We start from the raw sequence: 14,389 nt of genomic DNA on the forward strand, positions 1-14,389 counted from the left end.
CCATGGTTACCCGAAGACAATTCCTGCATGGCTCCGGCGCCACCATGCTCGGCGCGGCGCTGGTGACGCGCGCCGGCGCCGCCGTGCTGCCCGAGGCCGCGCTGCAAGCCAGCCCCGCCACCCAGCCGCCGCTGGCGCCTGCCGCTGGCCGCCCGTACAACCCGGTGGTGACACTCAACGGCTGGACCCTGCCCTGGCGCATGCGCCAAGGCTGGAAGGAGTTCCACCTGGTGGCGGAGCCCGTCGAGCGCGAGTTCGCGCCCGGCATGAAGGCGCACCTGTGGGGCTACAACGGCCAGAGCCCCGGCCCCACCATCGAGTGCGTGGAAGGCGACAAGGTGCGGATCTTCGTCACCAACAAGCTGCCGGAACACACCACCGTGCACTGGCACGGCATCATCCTGCCGGCTGGCATGGACGGTGTCGGCGGCCTTTCGCAGCCGCATATCCCGCCCGGCAAGACCTTTGTCTACGAGTTCGAGATGAAGCACGCCGGCACCTTCATGTACCACCCGCATTCCGACGAGATGGTGCAGATGGCGATGGGCATGATGGGGTTCCTCGTGGTGCATCCGAAAGACCCCGCGCAGATGCGGGTCGATCGCGATTTTGTGTTCCTGATCTCGGCCTACGACATCGACCCCGGCTCCTACACGCCGCGCGTGGCCGAGATGACGGATTTCAATATGTGGACGTGGAACAGCCGCGTGTTCCCGGGGATCGACAGCCTGCCGGTACGCCTGGGCGATCGCGTGCGGATCCGCTTTGGCAACCTGACCATGACCAACCACCCGATCCACTTGCACGGGCACCGCTTCGAGGTAAGCGGCACGGACGGTGGCTGGGTGCCCCCGTCCGCGCGCTGGCCGGAGGTGACCACCGACGTGGCGGTGGGACAGATGCGCGCCATCGAATTCATCGCCGACAACCCCGGCGACTGGGCTTTCCACTGCCACAAATCCCACCACACCATGAACGCGATGGGCCATCAGCTGCCGACCATGATCGGCGTCAAGCAAAAGGACCTGGCCAAGCGGATGAACGCGCTGGTGCCGGAGTACATGGCGATGGGCGAGGCAGGCATGGCGGACATGGGCGGCATGGAGATGCCGTTGCCGGACAACACCTTGCCGATGATGACAGGACAGGGGCCATTCGGGCCCATCGAGATGGGCGGCATGTTCACGGTGCTCAAGGTGCGCGCCGGCCTTGGCCGCAACGACTACCGCGACCCCGGCTGGTACCGCCATCCCAAAGGCACCGTTGCCTTCGAATACGCCGGCACGCCAGGCACCGGCCAATGACCACATCAACCAGAAAAAGGAAAGACAACATGCGAAGCAGGAAATCCCGCGCCGCCACCGCCTGGATGGCGGTGGCCAGTGCCGTTGCCCTAACCCTGCCGGGCGCCGGCGCCTTCGCCGCCGGCAACCACGGCGGCCATCATGCCAATGAGGCAGCCGGCGCCACCAGCGCCATTGGCGAGCCTGGCAACGCGGCCAGCGTGAGCCGCACCATCCAGGTCAGCATGACCGACAACATGCGCTTCACCCCGGCCGATATCCAGGTCAAAGCCGGCGAGACCGTCCGCTTCGTGGTGCACAACGCAGGCCAGCTGCGGCATGAGATGGTGCTCGGCACCGAGGCCGACCTGAAGGCGCACTACGCCGAGATGCTGAAGATGCCGGAGATGGAACACGCCGACCCGAACGCGGTCACGCTCGAAGCCAGCCAGCGCGGCGAAATGGTGTGGCGCTTTACGCGCAGCGGCCGGGTGGACTTTGCCTGCCTGCAGCCCGGCCACTATGACGCCGGCATGCGCGGCAAGGTCAGCGTGCGCTGAGCGATTTAGCGACGCGGCGACACCGCCCCCTGTATTCAATACCAGCCAACCAGAAAGGAATGCAAATGAACCCCAGCAAGAACCTGCGCGCGTTGCTGCCGCTGCTGCCGCTACTGGCAGCCTTCGCCACCTTGCCGGCCCAGGCCGCCACCCATGCCGGCAATGCTCTCGCCCCGGCCAGCGCGGCGCAAGCCGAGGCTGTGCCAATCACCGACGGGGAAATCCGCAAGGTAGACGCCGCGGCGGGCAAGCTGACCATCAAGCATGGCCCCATCGCCAACCTGGATATGGGCGCCATGACAATGATCTTCCGCGTGCAAGACCCGGCTCTGCTGGGTCAGGTCAAGGAAGGCGACCAGGTAAAATTCAGCGTGATCCGGGCCAACGGCGCGCTGACGGTAACCACGCTGGTGGTGCAGCCGCCGGAGAAGTAAGGGGATGTTGATCCGACGGTGATCCGACGGTTATCCGATGTCTATCCGACCCGGAAGAAATCGACCGTCTGCCCTGCGTTGACTGCCCGCTGCAGCCACTCCGGACGCTCGCCGGTACCGTCCCAACTCTGGCCCATGGCGTTGCGGTAAAGCGCCCGGGCTGGCTTTTCCGCCTCGGGGGCTGCTGCAGGCGCAGCAACCGGGGGCGTAACGGCCAGCGTGGCCCTTGGCACTGCCTGAGCCGGTGCCGGCGGCGCCGTGGGGGCAGCGAAACAGCCCGCTTCGAGTAAATCGTCGAGCGTGAGGCCGTGGCGGTCCATCTGCTCACGGACCCACGCCGCCGCGGCTAGTTTGGCTTCATCAGACTCTGACATGACTTTCGTAATTGACTTTGCCGGCGGACAAATGGCCTGCAAAGCGGAGGAAGGGGGGGCAATCCAGCGGGTCAAGCCGCCTGTGAGGCACGATTTTACAGGGTCTTGCGTCTTTGCTGGCGCAGACATTTCCTAAGCGTTAATGCCAGTTGCCGCGCGGCTCCTGGCACGTCCGCAGATCCCGCCAACGCACCGTAAGGTGCACACTCCGTCTCTCGGCGCCCGCCCACATGCCAAAGCAGCGGCAAAGCTAGGCCAGGCAGGCGGCATTGACGATGCCCGCCGCCAGCGATACCACCCCCATCAGCGCCCCCATGCCGCGATTATCCGCGGTGATTTCCTCGCTGACGCCGCGCAGCGCGCGCGCCACCAGCACATAGGCCAGCACCTGCACCACGAACGCGCCAAAGCCCCACAGCACGAACATCGAGAAGGCGGCATTGTGCTGGATGCTGGCCGAGAGCGTCAGCGAAAACCCTAGCACCGCGCCGCCCAGCGACAAGGCCGCCGCCACATTGCCCTGGCGTATCAGTTCGAACTCGCGGTGCGGCGTGATCCGCGTGTATACGAGCAGAAACAGCCCCAGCATGGCGAAGCTGGAGAGAATATAGATCAGGTAGGCATAGACCGGTTGTAGGGGCAATGTCATGTGGATTCCTGGTTGGGTTGGACCGGATTGGGAGCGAATCTGGAAGGATGCGATGCGGCCTTAGCCGCCGCCGGAGCGCCCAGACCCGCCAAAGCGGCTGGTAAAGCCGCCGCGCGAGGACACTGCAGGCGCCCGGCTGACAGCGGCCGCGCGCATCGACATGCCGCCGCTCGCGCCACGCCCCAGACTGCCGCGGCTCAGCGTGGCCTCCTCGACCATCGTCGCATGCGGCGTGCCCGGCGCCTGGCTCACGCGGGTCAGGTTGCCATTGCTGTCATAGACCCCCATGGGCCGCGAATTGCCGCTCGACATGTCGCGCCGGGTCTGCGTGCCGTCCGGGTGGTAGACGGTGCCGGACTCGGTGTAGTACGGCCCGTACCAGCGGGCCATGCCGCCGTGATACCCGCCATAGTAGCCACCGCCATGGCCGCCGCTGCTCGTGCTGGCGCCGCTGCCATCGCTGCCGGCCGTATCCGCCAGGCTGGAGGCGTAGATGTTGTCGACCGGCACGCCTTCGCAATCCTCGGGCGCATTCCAGTCGGCCACGCAATCGGCTTGCGAGGCATAGCTGGCGCGCCGCACGGTCACGGCCTCGTCGTCGCCATCGTCGCTGCATGAGCCGATCACCGCCACGCCAGCCGCCAGCGCGCAAGCGCCGATCAGCCACAGCGCCGGCGAGCGGGACTTGCGCCGGCCGCGGGCGGCGAGCGCGGGCCGGCCGGACCATGCGGACTGGCTGGAGCCGCTTGCCCGCGGCTGGTAGGGACTATCGTACTTTGACGGCTGGCCGCCCTTCTTGCCTTTCTTCTTGGCCATTGCGCTGCGTTTCTCCTTTCTCCGGATCAGGCGTGCTGAAAATAATGCGGGACGAAGAAGCTGGTGTTCTTGGCGATCGGTCCCAGTTCCTCGCGCACGCACAGGCCGCTGGGCACGTCGTCGACCAGCCATACGCCGAGCGTGGTGTAGCGATCGTCAAAGCGCTGCGCGGGCGCGTAAGCCTGATAGATAAAGCCTTCCTCGCCGTACTCACCGGGATTCTCGAAACGCCCCTGTGGGGTCACCAGCGCCACGCTCTCGCCCTCGCGCGACAGGAACGGCTTCTTGGCGTAAGAGCGCCCGGCAAAGGTGGCTTCGCGAAACGAGGCCTCGAGCAAATTCGGATGGCCGGGGAACAGGTCCCACAGGATCGGCAGGATGGCCTTGTTGGAGAGCACGGCCTTCCAGGGTGGCTCCACCCATCGCACCGCGCTGCCCGCCAGCTCCGTACGATAGTCGGAAGTGGCCATCCATTCCCACGGGTAGAGCTTGAAGACCAGCTCCATCGGCTGGTCGTCGCCATCGTAGAAGCCGCCGCGCCCATCGGAGCCAACCTGCTCCAGGTCGGCCAGCTTGACCGACCACCCGGCCTGCAGCGCCGTGTCCATCAGGTACTCAACATTGCAGACATCCTCCTGGCTGTCGAACATGCAGGCGAAATGCAGGACCTTGGCGTCGCGATAGTGGCGGCGCAGCCATCGCCAGCGCGACACCAGCGCTTCGTGCAGGCTGTTGAACTGATCGGCATCCGGCCGCACCGCCTCCTTCCAGAACCATTGCGCCAGGCTCGATTCGATCAGCGAGGTGGGGGTATCGGCGTTGAACTCGTACATCTTGGGCACGCCAAGCGCGTCCATGGTCATGTCGAAGCGGCCGAACAGCGTTGGCTCGTCGCGGTCCCAGGAGGTGCGGATCAGCTCGGCAAAATCCGGGGCAATGGCGAGCCGCGCAAACAGGTCGTGGTCGATCACGTGCTGCACGGCTTCCAGGCAGCGCTGGTTCAGATCGAGCGCGGCGGCATACAGCGCCTCGATCTCCTGCGCCTCGAACTCGTAGGCGACGTCCTCGCGCCAATAGAAGAACGTGTTGCGATCCACCTGGCGCGGCAGGTTTTGCTCGTCGAGCGAGTGGAAGTGAAAACCGATGCGCTCAAGCTGCTGCGGCCAGTCGGCACGCGGGGTCTGGGCAATGCGTTTCATGGCAGGGCGATCTCCGCGGCACTCGGCGTTGGCGCCGGTGCGGATGCGGTAATGAGGAATTCGTCGAAGGCCAGCGAGCGACGACCCGGCCTGGGCGTCCAGTCGGTGAAGCGCGTGACGAGCGGCGCCCACCAGCCGGCTGCGTGCTCCAGCACCACGTGGTGATCCATGGCATCGGACTCGGTCACGCCGCGCGCCGGATTGGCCTGCGCCCAGCGCATCGCGGCGACGATGCTGGAGGCCACCTGCAGGCTGGTGGCGGAGTTGTGCGGCGCCAGCGCGCGTGCCCGGTGGATGTCGAGCTGCGAGCCGTGCCACACCGCGCCATGGCGCCCGCTCATCAGCAGCACGCCAAGCTCATCCACGCCATCGACGATCTCGTCCTTGAGGATGCGGTGGCTGGCAATGCGGCTGGCGTCGCGCTCGCCCAGCCACTGCATCGATGCCATCGTGGCGCGGGTGGGGCGGTAGGCGTAGTAGGCCGTGGGCCGGTAATGCGGCTCGCCGGGCGTGGCACAGCTAAGGTACTCGGCGATCGAGATCGATTCGTTGTGCGTGATCAGGTAGGCATCGAACGGACCGTGCAGCGCGGACCATGAGCGCACACGGGTGCGGTGTCCGGGCCGGTCCAGCACGATCGCCGCATCGCTGCCGTAGCCATGGCGGCGGCCACCGGCAGGCAGCGCGGGCTCGTGGCTGCCCCAGCCCAGTTCGGCGTCCTGCAGGCATTCCGTGATGAAGCCATCGGCCGACCACGTATTGGCGAATTCGCCGTGCGCCGGATAGCCCGGCGCGCACTGGCTGTCGTGCTCCGCCACCTGGATCACGCGCACGTCGAGCCGGCGCGCGAGCCGGGCCCAGCCAGCCTGGTCCTGCGGTGGGGTGTCTGGCACGCCGGCGTGCCGCGCGAGTTTCAGCAAGGCGGCCTTGACCAGTAGCGAGACCAACCCGGGATTGGCGCCGTGGGCAACCAGCGCGGTGGACATCCGCTCGCGGCCGCGGGCAAACGCCAGCATCTCGCTGCGCAGGGCGTAGTTGCTCAGATGAGATGAGGCTGCGCCGTCTTCGTAGTCCCATGGCTCGATGCCGCTATCCAGGTAGAGCGCGTGGTGCGCCTGCGCCAGCGCGATCAGGTCGCGGCTGCACACGGCGGGCGCCAGGTTAAGCAGGCAGGTTTGCGCTCCCAGCAGCGGACTCAGCACCCGCGCAAAGTTGTCCGGCGCCACCGTGGCATGCAGCGGCGTGGCGCAGTATTGCCGGGCCAGCGCCAGGCGGTGGGCGTCCATGGCCCGGTCGACAACCGTAACCGCCGCTTCCGGGTGCGCCTGCGCCAGCAAAGGCAGGATGGCCTGGCCGATGCAGCCGAAACCGACAATGACGATATGCTCGATGCGCTTGCTAGACATGATGACAACGCGCCGGGCCAACGCGCGGGCTGGACCGGCAAAATTCAAGAAAAATAGCGACGAAAACGATGGAGCCGCTCAGGGCACCCACCAGTACCGCGTGATGTGAAAGAAGATTGGCGCGGCGAACACCACCGAATCCAGCCGGTCCAGCATGCCGCCGTGGCCCTGGATCATCTGGCCCCAATCCTTGATATTGCGGTCGCGCTTGATGGCCGACATCACCAGCCCGCCCAGGAAGCCCATCAAGGCAATCACCAGCGCGATCAGCCCCGCCTTCCAGGGCGAGCCATACGGCGTGATCCACCAAAGCGAGGCGCCCAGCGCGGTGGCGCTGGCCACGCCGCCGATAAAGCCTTCCACAGTCTTGGATGGCGACAGCAGCGGCGCGATCTTGGTCTTGCCTAGCAGCTTGCCCCACACGTACTGCAGCACGTCGCTGCCCTGCACCACGATCACCAGGAATGCGATCAGCAACAGGTTGCGATCCTCGAAGCCGGGAATCGGCAAGGTCAGCAACGCCGGCACATGCGACACGCAGAACACGCAGATCATCACCGCCCACTGCACCCCCGCGCAACGCTCCAGAAAGCGCGTGGTCTCCGCAGACAGCGCTGAGAGTATGGGCAGGATCAGGAAAGCGTAGACCGGGATGAAGATGGAAAACAGCCCGTACCAGCCGGTGTACACCAGCACGTATTGCAGCGGCAGGAAGACAAAGAAGGCGGCGACGATGGCGCGATGGTCCCCCCGCCGCGTGGTGGTGATGGTGATGAACTCGCGCAAGGCGAAGAACGACAGCAGGTAGAACAGCACGATGATGGCGGTGCGCCCCATCGCGAACGCTACCCCCAGCACGCCGATCATCCACCACCATGCCGATACGCGCGCGGCAAGGTTGTCGATGACCGCGTGCGGGCCGCCCCGGGCCACGCGCCAGCGCAGCAGCGCGGTCACCGTGGAAGCCAGCACGAGTACGCCCAGCACGCCGCCGAACAGCAGCCAGGTCTCATGCATCATGGTCAGGTGAGGAAAGGTCATGGGTTCTTAGTCCAGCGCGGGCGCCAGTGTCAACAGGCCATCCCGGCAGCGCGCCAGGAAGTCATCCTTGGCTTCTTCCGCGCCCAGGGTCAGCGGCTTGCCGAAGGTCACGGTGCACAGCAGCGGCACCGGCACGATCTCGCCCTTGGGCATCACGCGGTTGAGGTTGTCGATCCACACGGGCACGAATTCGATCTGTCCGCAAATCTTCGCCAGGTGGTAGATGCCGCTCTTGAAGGGCAGGAGCCGTTCGTCGGTGGTATTGCGCGTGCCCTCGGGAAACAGGATCAGCGAGTCGCCCTTGCGCACCGCCTGCTGCATCAGGGCCACGGGATCGCTGCCCGGCTCGGCGCGGGTGCGATCGATCAGCAGCGCGTTGAATACATCCTTGCCGATAAAGCGGCGCAACGCCGATTTGTTCCAGTAATCCGCGCCGGCCACGGGCCGCGTTAGCGAGCGCAAGTCCGGCGGCAGGCAGCCCCAGATCAGCACGAAGTCGCCGTGGCTGCTGTGGTTGGCGAAATAGATACGCTGCGCCGCAGCGGGCATGCAGCCGTTCCAGCGTGCCTGCATGCCGGTCAGCAAGCGCGCGAACAGGATGATGGCGCGCGCCACCAGTTTGGAAATCCACATCGTGTGTTATCTCAGCAGCAGTAGCAGCAAGGCCACCAGCAATTGCAGGGCGGCGAGTCCCGCGGCCCAGTGGAGAAAGCGCAAGGCGCCGCGAGCGCGCTGCGCCAGGGATCGCCCGCCGGCCTCGGGAGCCGCCCATCCGAGCAGCACCAGCGCCTGGTCCAGCGAGGCCAGCGTCGAGACTGGATCGACAATGCGCAAGGCATCGGCAAGCGCCGCAAACAAGCGGCTGTCGATCGCCACGCGGATCAGCAGCCACAACTGGACCGCGCCAAGCAGCGCCGCCACGATACCAAGGACCAGATAGACCTGCCCCGCCGGCGACAAAGTACCGGCCAGCAGCAGGTTGATGAGTGCCAGCACCAGCCCGGCCCAGAGCACGCGGCCCGCGCCATCGAGGCCACCCACCGCGGCCTGCGCCATCCAGTGCCCGGCGGCGGCATCCAGGTGATGGTCGTCATGCATCGGAACCGACATGGCCTGCTCCCCCTGAAGCCTGTGCGGCCGCCTGCCGGCGGCGGATGAACTGCGACAGCGCCGCCACGCTATCCGGGCCCAGCACCACGGCCGGACGCCCCTTGCGCAGCAGGGCCAGCGCCTGCCCGGCGTCGCGCGCGCCGGCGTGGCCGGCGAGCCATGCGGCAGCCACCAGCGCGCTGCGCGAATAACCCAGCGCGCAGCATACAAGCACCTTGCGGCCATCGCGATGCCAGGCTTCGAGCACGGCCACCGCTTCGTCCAGCTGCGCCGGCGCGGGCACGGTCAGGTCCAGCACCGGCACGCAGCGGTACCAGGCGGCATCCGCCAGCCGCGGCAGCTCGGCGGTCAGGTCGAGCACGGCATCGGCCCCGAGGCGGCGCAGTTCGGCGCCGCCGGGGAAGCGGCCGACCCAGAGGCCAGGCACGATCTGGCTGGCGCCGGGCTGGCGGCGTGTCCACCAGCGTGAGTTGGCCAGCGCGCCCAGCAGGTAGGGCGCCAGCACCCAGCGCGCCGCCATCGGCATGGTGCCGTCGTGCCGCTTCTGGAACATGGCCGGAACGCCTCGCCGGTAGATCGCCGCGACGCAAGCCAGCGACAGGGCCAGCCAGCCCAGCAGCAACGCGGCGAGGGCCGAGGCGGGCAACAGCGCCAGCGCTAGCGCCCCGACGGCCAGTGCGCCCATGGCGTAACGCCCGGCCAGTTGCCGCGTGCGCACGCGGGCAGCGGGCACCGCATTGCCCTGCCCCGTCCCGAAGGGAAACAGGAAAACGCAGAACCAGCCCACCAGCCAGCCGGTGGGCACGTCGATGACATGGTGCTGGTAAGTGGTCAGCACCGACACGCCGATCAGCGCAAACCAGCCGTGCAGCAGCCAGCGCCAGGCGCCGCGCGCGTGCATGGCATAGGCCACCCACAGGATCACCAGCAGGCTGATGTGTAGTGACGGCGCCTGGTTGAACGGCTTGTCGAAGCCGCCCAGCAGCGTGAAGAGGTGGCCGGGCACGCCGTCGGCCTGCGGGCGATCGAAGGCGAAACGCAGCGGAAAGGCAATGAAGCAGGCAACCGAGATCAGTTGCGCCGCCAGCAAGCGCTTGGCATGGACGAGCAGCTCGGCGCGCGTGCGCCAGAGGAAAAAGGACAGGCCGTAGAGCAGGTCGATCGACCAGTACGGCACGATGCTCCAGGGCACAAAGGGAATGTGCCGCTCCCATTCAAAGTAGAAGAACGGGACCTCGGCACGCTGGCTCGCCAGCCAGTTGGCCAGCCCATAGGACGAGAAAAACAAGGCGCCCATGCCGGCCAGCAGGACCAGGGCAAGGCCCCAGGGGCGAGCCTCGGCAGCGCCCGGCTCCCCTGCGGCCACGTCTGCGGCCCCGCCTTCGGCCTGCCGGCGCAGCATCACGCGACCCTGCGCGCCAGGCTGACCGTGAAGATGCCCCACGGGTCGATGCGCTGCGCGATCTTCTCGAAGCCGGCTTGCCGGACCAGCTCATCCATCTCCGCCTGCGAGCGGCGCCGCATCACCCAGGCCGAGCCTGCGCGATGGCTGGTGAGCGCACGCGCGATGAACTCGAGCTGCGGGTGCCAGGGCTGCCCGGTATAGACGAGGTAGCCGCCCGGCGCCACCGCCCGCGACAGGCCGCCAAGCGAACGAGACACCATGCCGTTGTCGCCGAACAGCTCATACAGGCCTGAGACGATGGCCAGCGTGGGGGCCGGATCGAGCGCGGCGAGATCGTCGCCGTCGAAGGCGTCGCCCTTCTCGAAGCGGGCAATGTCGGACAGGCCCTTGCTGCGGATCAGCGCGCGGCCCTGTTGCACGTTGATATCGCTGTAGTCGCGCAGCAGGATGCTCTGCACCTGTTGCGCGGCCGCTCCGTTGATGCCCTTGGCTGCCAGCGCCTCCAGCACGTAGCGGCCATGGCCCGCGGCGATATCGACGATGCGCACCGGCACGCCGGCGGCGCGCAGGCTGCCGATCGCGACGCCAAGCAGTTCCTCGATGTTCACCTTGCGCTGGCGGATGCCCCGCCAGCCGATCGCGTCCAGGTAGTTGCGGTCGACCATCGAGCCGACGCCAAACCGCCCCTGCGCCTTGTTGCAGTAGACGTAGTCGAGCGTGGAGCCAGAATCGAAACCGGTCTTGTGCCCGAGCCGCACCCCGTCGGACAGCAAGCCGCCGAACTTCAGGCCAGCGCGCGTCAGGCCCCAGTAAATGCCTGCCGGGCTGGCCGGGGACAGCGGCTGCGCCAGCCGGTCGGACTCATCCTTGAAGGCGCCGCCGCGATCGGCGTTCAGCAAGGAGACCGGCGCCGATGGCGTCTCGAACTCGCGCACGATAAAGCGCCGCGCCGCCGCCACGGCCTGCGCGCGGTCGCGCTCGCCCAGGGTGTCGTGGTAGAAGCCGTCCAGCACGATGCGCTCCTTGACGCTGGAGCCCAGCCGCTCATAGAACGCATCCTGCGGGCCGCGATGCACCACCCAGTCCGCGCCGGAGATCAGCAACTGCGTGGGCACGGTGATGGCGGCCGCATCGGCCACGATGCGATCGGCCGTCTCGTAGAGATCCAGCAGGATATTGACGGCAATCGGGCGCGTAATCAGCGGATCTTGCTGGTAACTGGCGATACGGTCGGGATCGTGCGTGAGGAACCTGGCCTTGACGTAGCTGTTGACGAAGAACTTGCCCCGCAGCTTGTGCATGAGCTTGAGGCCCGGCCGCGCCAGCGGCACGTAGAGCTTGACCTTGAACGCCGGCGAAGCCAGCACAAGGGCGCGGATCCGCGGCGCGTAGTCGTGCACCCATGTTGATGCCAGGACAGCGCCCACGCTCTGCGCGACCACGGCGATGCGCTCGACAGGAATGCCGTGCTCGGTGGCGATGTGGTCGATGAACGTCTGGATATCGCGCACCGACGTGGCCAGGCTGGGGCTATAGCCGCGCTCGCCCGGCGAACGGCCGTGGCCGCGCGCGTCCCAGGCGAAAAAGGCGTGGCCGGGCAAGCCCAGCTCATCGACCAGGTGGGCGATGCGGCCCGAGTGCTCGTGCCCGCGGTGAAACAGCACAACGGCGCCCTGCGGCGCCTGGCCGGTGGCAGGCGCCGCAGGCCAGTGGCGATAGAACAGCGACTGGCCATCGTGGGTTTCGAACTGTGACTCGACAGCGGTACGGCCGGTTTGACTATCCACGTAGTATCACTCCACGGGTTGGGAAGACGAATTGACGTGCGGGGCTGCCTGGGCACGGGCCTGGCGTGCCTGCTCGCCCTCGGCCACGCCGCGGCGCACCCGGTTGGCGATGGTCAGCAACGACAGCAGCGACAACAGCACCCACAGCCAGTGAGCGGCGTGCGCCAGGCTCAGCCCGAGGCCGGTCCACAAGCCCAGCGCGCCCATCACCAGGGCCCGGTCGCTCTTGCCCAGGGGGCCATCGTAGCGGCGGCTGGCACCGGCCAGCGGCCCGATCAGGCCAGCGCACTCGACGATGACGGCCAGCAGCGCAAACACCATGATCTCGCCGGCACCAAACGGTGCAACGAGGGCGAACGGCAGGATCAGCGCGATATCGGAGACGATGTCCCCAAGTTCATTGAGATAGGCGCCCAGCACGCTTTGCTGCCCGTGCTCGCGGGCCAGCATGCCGTCGATGGCGTTGAGCGCCATGCGCACGAACAGCCAGAGCGGCATCAGCAGGAAGACGCCCGGCAGCCAGGCCAGCGCGGCCACCAGCGCCCCCACCACCAATGACCCGCCAGCGGCCGCCAGCGTGACCTGGTTGGCGGTGACGCCGCGCGCGGCGAGGCGCTTCACCAAGGGCCGCAGAAGGGCCTGGAACTTCGGTTTGATCTGGTAAAGCGTCATGTTCACGACCTTTTCAGGCCTTATGTCATTTTCGGCCATGGTATCCGCGCCCGCGGCCACTGGCCATGCCGGACCCGTTGCCCAGTCTCCCTGCAGCCGCCTTTGACGGCCGGATGGTGTGCTGCACGCCCGACAATCGGGGAAGCATAGCTTGATTGCGCGTTTTCGCCAATCATTAAGAAGTTATGAGATTTTTGGCACATTTTCGACACAGTTTGGGCGTGTCGGGCCAAGTTGCCCGCCAGGATTGGCGAGTCATGCCAGTTGGCAAAAGTTGGGGCCTCAGGGGAAGAAGTTGCGCGAACTTCGAAGGCGTTGGACCTTGCCGAAATCAAGTGGCGGCGGACAAGGAATGCCGCCGAGGCAACGCCTGCTGCATGACAGCATTGTCATGTGCCGGTCATGTTGTCGTGGGTGCCTGTTTCTTAGACTGCCAGCACGGTCGATCGAAAGAGATCGCCCGCCCCTCGAATCCTCGGAGAAAAAACGATGCGTACTCTCAAGCAAGCCCTGCTCGCCACTGCGCTGGCCGCCACCCTTGGCGGTGTCGCCAGCCTCGCCAGCGCCGCCCCGCGCAGCGTGGACCCGTATCTCGATGGCGCGGCCACCGGCCAGGCTCGGGACGTCTACACCCAGGGCGCCAGCAAGCTCGGCCCGCGCGACCCGTTCACCGACGGCGCACGCACCGGCACGCGGGACCCGTTCACAGACGGCGCGCGCAACGGCACCCGCGACTCGTTCAGCGACGGCGCATGAGCACCGGCGCTGAGCGCCGCCGATCAGCGGATCTCGCTGTAGATTTGCCTGGCTTCGTTGGCCGAAGCTAGCGGGCGCCCAAGCGTGCGCGCGCCTTCGGCCGCCTGCCCGACGAGTGCCGCGTTGCCTGGCGCGGTGCTGCCGTCGCGCAGCTTCAGGTTGTTCTCGAAGCCCACCCGCACGTGCCCGCCAAACGCGGCGGCCGTGGTCACGCAGGCATTCTCCTCGCGCCCGAAGGCGCAGATTGCCCACGGCAGCGCGCCGTCATAGACCTGCAGGAACGGCAGCAGGTCGCGCGGCGACGATACCTGCCCCGCCGAATACCGGCCCAGCACAAACAGCACCGACCATGCGCCCGGCGGCACCAGCCCGCGCGCGCGCAGCGCTTGCCAGCGCGCCACGTCGGCCGCGTCGTACAGGATGATCTGCGTCATCACCCGCTCGCGCGCCAGCCAGGCCAGGAAATCGGCCAGCTCGGCCTCGGGAATGTCAGGCACGGCGATCTCGCGCAGTCCGATGGAAACTGCCTCCGGGCGCAGCTCGCGCACCATGGCGATCTGCTCGGCCGCGTGGTAAATGCCGGCGGCTTCGCTGGTCACCTGGACCAGCAAGGCGTCGCCCACTTCCTGCTTCACCACGGCAAGCGCTTCGCGATAAATCTGCGGATCCAGAGAATGGCGGCCGTCGGGCTGGCGCACGTGCATGTGCATCATGGCCGCGCCGGCTTCCAGGCAGGCCCGCGCGTCGGCCGCCAGCGCGGCAGCGGTCAGCGGCACGGCCTGGTGGTCCTTGGCGGTCTTGTAGGCGCCGTTGGGCGCGACGGTAATGATCAGTGGCGAATCCGCCAGCAAGGTGTGTTCACTCATGGTGCGCTTCTAAAGAATCTTGTGGATCTGG

The 14,389-nt window shown here is 67.1% G+C and carries 16 protein-coding genes; 4 read left to right on the plus strand and 12 right to left on the minus strand.

All coding sequences use genetic code 11. The annotated features are described in order from the left end of the window. Positions 1-2 precede the first annotated feature (2 nt). The 3 genes from ACX12D_RS26150 to ACX12D_RS26160 all read left to right on the plus strand — a co-directional run bounded on the left by ACX12D_RS26150 (position 3) and on the right by ACX12D_RS26160 (position 2,277). Positions 3-1,304: a multicopper oxidase family protein gene (locus ACX12D_RS26150; RefSeq protein WP_459376350.1), complete on the plus strand. Its 1,302-nt coding sequence runs from the start codon at positions 3-5 to the stop codon at positions 1,302-1,304. A gap of 65 nt (positions 1,305-1,369) precedes the next feature. After that, positions 1,370-1,843, plus strand: coding sequence for a cupredoxin domain-containing protein (locus tag ACX12D_RS26155; RefSeq protein ID WP_459376526.1), 474 nt, complete (start codon positions 1,370-1,372; stop codon positions 1,841-1,843). Positions 1,844-1,908: 65 nt separating this feature from the next. Continuing rightward, positions 1,909-2,277: a copper-binding protein gene (locus ACX12D_RS26160; protein WP_459376351.1), complete on the plus strand. Its 369-nt coding sequence runs from the start codon at positions 1,909-1,911 to the stop codon at positions 2,275-2,277. A gap of 41 nt (positions 2,278-2,318) precedes the next feature. On the opposite strand, the gene ACX12D_RS26165 is transcribed toward ACX12D_RS26160, so the two are convergent. The 11 genes from ACX12D_RS26165 to ACX12D_RS26215 form a co-directional block, all read right to left on the minus strand. Then, positions 2,319-2,651, minus strand: a complete 333-nt coding sequence (locus ACX12D_RS26165) for an H-NS family nucleoid-associated regulatory protein (RefSeq protein ID WP_459376352.1) — start codon at positions 2,649-2,651, stop codon at positions 2,319-2,321. A gap of 250 nt (positions 2,652-2,901) precedes the next feature. Further along, entirely contained in the window at positions 2,902-3,300 is a 399-nt protein-coding gene (locus ACX12D_RS26170) for a DUF350 domain-containing protein (RefSeq protein WP_441637696.1), read from the minus strand. A gap of 60 nt (positions 3,301-3,360) precedes the next feature. Continuing rightward, the gene (locus tag ACX12D_RS26175; RefSeq protein ID WP_459376353.1) at positions 3,361-4,116 is read right to left on the minus strand and encodes a hypothetical protein; all 756 of its coding nucleotides are present in this window, start codon (positions 4,114-4,116) and stop codon (positions 3,361-3,363) included. A gap of 26 nt (positions 4,117-4,142) precedes the next feature. After that, the gene (locus ACX12D_RS26180; protein ID WP_459376354.1) at positions 4,143-5,315 is read right to left on the minus strand and encodes a glutathionylspermidine synthase family protein; all 1,173 of its coding nucleotides are present in this window, start codon (positions 5,313-5,315) and stop codon (positions 4,143-4,145) included. Then, positions 5,312-6,721, minus strand: a complete 1,410-nt coding sequence (locus tag ACX12D_RS26185) for a saccharopine dehydrogenase C-terminal domain-containing protein (protein WP_459376355.1) — start codon at positions 6,719-6,721, stop codon at positions 5,312-5,314. Before ACX12D_RS26185 ends, ACX12D_RS26180 begins: the two co-directional genes overlap by 4 nt. Before the next feature lie 78 nt (positions 6,722-6,799). Next, positions 6,800-7,762: a phosphatidate cytidylyltransferase gene (locus ACX12D_RS26190; protein WP_441637688.1), complete on the minus strand. Its 963-nt coding sequence runs from the start codon at positions 7,760-7,762 to the stop codon at positions 6,800-6,802. A 6-nt stretch (positions 7,763-7,768) separates the two neighbouring features. Next, complete coding sequence (locus tag ACX12D_RS26195; RefSeq protein WP_459376356.1) at positions 7,769-8,395, minus strand: lysophospholipid acyltransferase family protein; 627 nt, start codon at positions 8,393-8,395, stop codon at positions 7,769-7,771. 6 nt (positions 8,396-8,401) lie between these two features. Further along, positions 8,402-8,872 carry a hypothetical protein gene (locus ACX12D_RS26200; protein WP_459376357.1) on the minus strand — a complete coding sequence of 157 codons (471 nt, stop codon included), beginning with the start codon at positions 8,870-8,872 and terminating at the stop codon, positions 8,402-8,404. After that, positions 8,853-10,274, minus strand: coding sequence for a phosphatase PAP2/dual specificity phosphatase family protein (locus ACX12D_RS26205; RefSeq protein ID WP_459376527.1), 1,422 nt, complete (start codon positions 10,272-10,274; stop codon positions 8,853-8,855). The genes ACX12D_RS26200 and ACX12D_RS26205 overlap by 20 nt, the downstream gene beginning before the upstream one ends. Next, positions 10,274-12,064 carry a bifunctional alpha/beta hydrolase/class I SAM-dependent methyltransferase gene (locus ACX12D_RS26210; RefSeq protein ID WP_441637682.1) on the minus strand — a complete coding sequence of 597 codons (1,791 nt, stop codon included), beginning with the start codon at positions 12,062-12,064 and terminating at the stop codon, positions 10,274-10,276. The genes ACX12D_RS26205 and ACX12D_RS26210 overlap by 1 nt, the downstream gene beginning before the upstream one ends. A 6-nt stretch (positions 12,065-12,070) precedes the next feature. After that, complete coding sequence (locus ACX12D_RS26215) at positions 12,071-12,736, minus strand: CDP-alcohol phosphatidyltransferase family protein (protein WP_459376528.1); 666 nt, start codon at positions 12,734-12,736, stop codon at positions 12,071-12,073. Between the two features lie 489 nt (positions 12,737-13,225). Here ACX12D_RS26215 and ACX12D_RS26220 point away from each other — a divergent pair, with 489 nt between their 5' ends. Then, entirely contained in the window at positions 13,226-13,492 is a 267-nt protein-coding gene (locus ACX12D_RS26220; protein ID WP_441637678.1) for a hypothetical protein, read from the plus strand. Between the two features lie 23 nt (positions 13,493-13,515). On the opposite strand, the gene ACX12D_RS26225 is transcribed toward ACX12D_RS26220, so the two are convergent. After that, positions 13,516-14,358 (minus strand): beta-keto acid cleavage family enzyme, encoded by an 843-nt coding sequence (locus ACX12D_RS26225; RefSeq protein ID WP_459376358.1) that lies wholly within the window; start codon positions 14,356-14,358, stop codon positions 13,516-13,518. Positions 14,359-14,389 lie beyond the last annotated feature (31 nt).

The organism is Cupriavidus sp. PET2-C1 (assembly GCF_054515855.1).

Excerpts from the sequence above, each read along its gene's own strand:
- ACX12D_RS26190 (WP_441637688.1), bottom strand. The coding sequence starts at position 7,762 with ATGACCTTTCCTCACCTGACCATGATGCATGAGACCTGGCTGCTGTTC.
- ACX12D_RS26215 (WP_459376528.1), bottom strand. The coding sequence starts at position 12,736 with ATGACGCTTTACCAGATCAAACCGAAGTTCCAGGCCCTTCTGCGGCCC.
- ACX12D_RS26205 (WP_459376527.1), bottom strand. The coding sequence starts at position 10,274 with ATGCTGCGCCGGCAGGCCGAAGGCGGGGCCGCAGACGTGGCCGCAGGG.
- ACX12D_RS26195 (WP_459376356.1), bottom strand. The coding sequence starts at position 8,395 with ATGTGGATTTCCAAACTGGTGGCGCGCGCCATCATCCTGTTCGCGCGC.
- ACX12D_RS26185 (WP_459376355.1), bottom strand. The coding sequence starts at position 6,721 with ATGTCTAGCAAGCGCATCGAGCATATCGTCATTGTCGGTTTCGGCTGC.
- ACX12D_RS26180 (WP_459376354.1), bottom strand. The coding sequence starts at position 5,315 with ATGAAACGCATTGCCCAGACCCCGCGTGCCGACTGGCCGCAGCAGCTT.
- ACX12D_RS26220 (WP_441637678.1), top strand. The coding sequence starts at position 13,226 with ATGCGTACTCTCAAGCAAGCCCTGCTCGCCACTGCGCTGGCCGCCACC.
- ACX12D_RS26155 (WP_459376526.1), top strand. The coding sequence starts at position 1,370 with ATGGCGGTGGCCAGTGCCGTTGCCCTAACCCTGCCGGGCGCCGGCGCC.
- ACX12D_RS26175 (WP_459376353.1), bottom strand. The coding sequence starts at position 4,116 with ATGGCCAAGAAGAAAGGCAAGAAGGGCGGCCAGCCGTCAAAGTACGAT.
- ACX12D_RS26160 (WP_459376351.1), top strand. The coding sequence starts at position 1,909 with ATGAACCCCAGCAAGAACCTGCGCGCGTTGCTGCCGCTGCTGCCGCTA.
- ACX12D_RS26170 (WP_441637696.1), bottom strand. The coding sequence starts at position 3,300 with ATGACATTGCCCCTACAACCGGTCTATGCCTACCTGATCTATATTCTC.
- ACX12D_RS26200 (WP_459376357.1), bottom strand. The coding sequence starts at position 8,872 with ATGTCGGTTCCGATGCATGACGACCATCACCTGGATGCCGCCGCCGGG.
- ACX12D_RS26225 (WP_459376358.1), bottom strand. The coding sequence starts at position 14,358 with ATGAGTGAACACACCTTGCTGGCGGATTCGCCACTGATCATTACCGTC.
- ACX12D_RS26150 (WP_459376350.1), top strand. The coding sequence starts at position 3 with ATGGTTACCCGAAGACAATTCCTGCATGGCTCCGGCGCCACCATGCTC.
- ACX12D_RS26165 (WP_459376352.1), bottom strand. The coding sequence starts at position 2,651 with ATGTCAGAGTCTGATGAAGCCAAACTAGCCGCGGCGGCGTGGGTCCGT.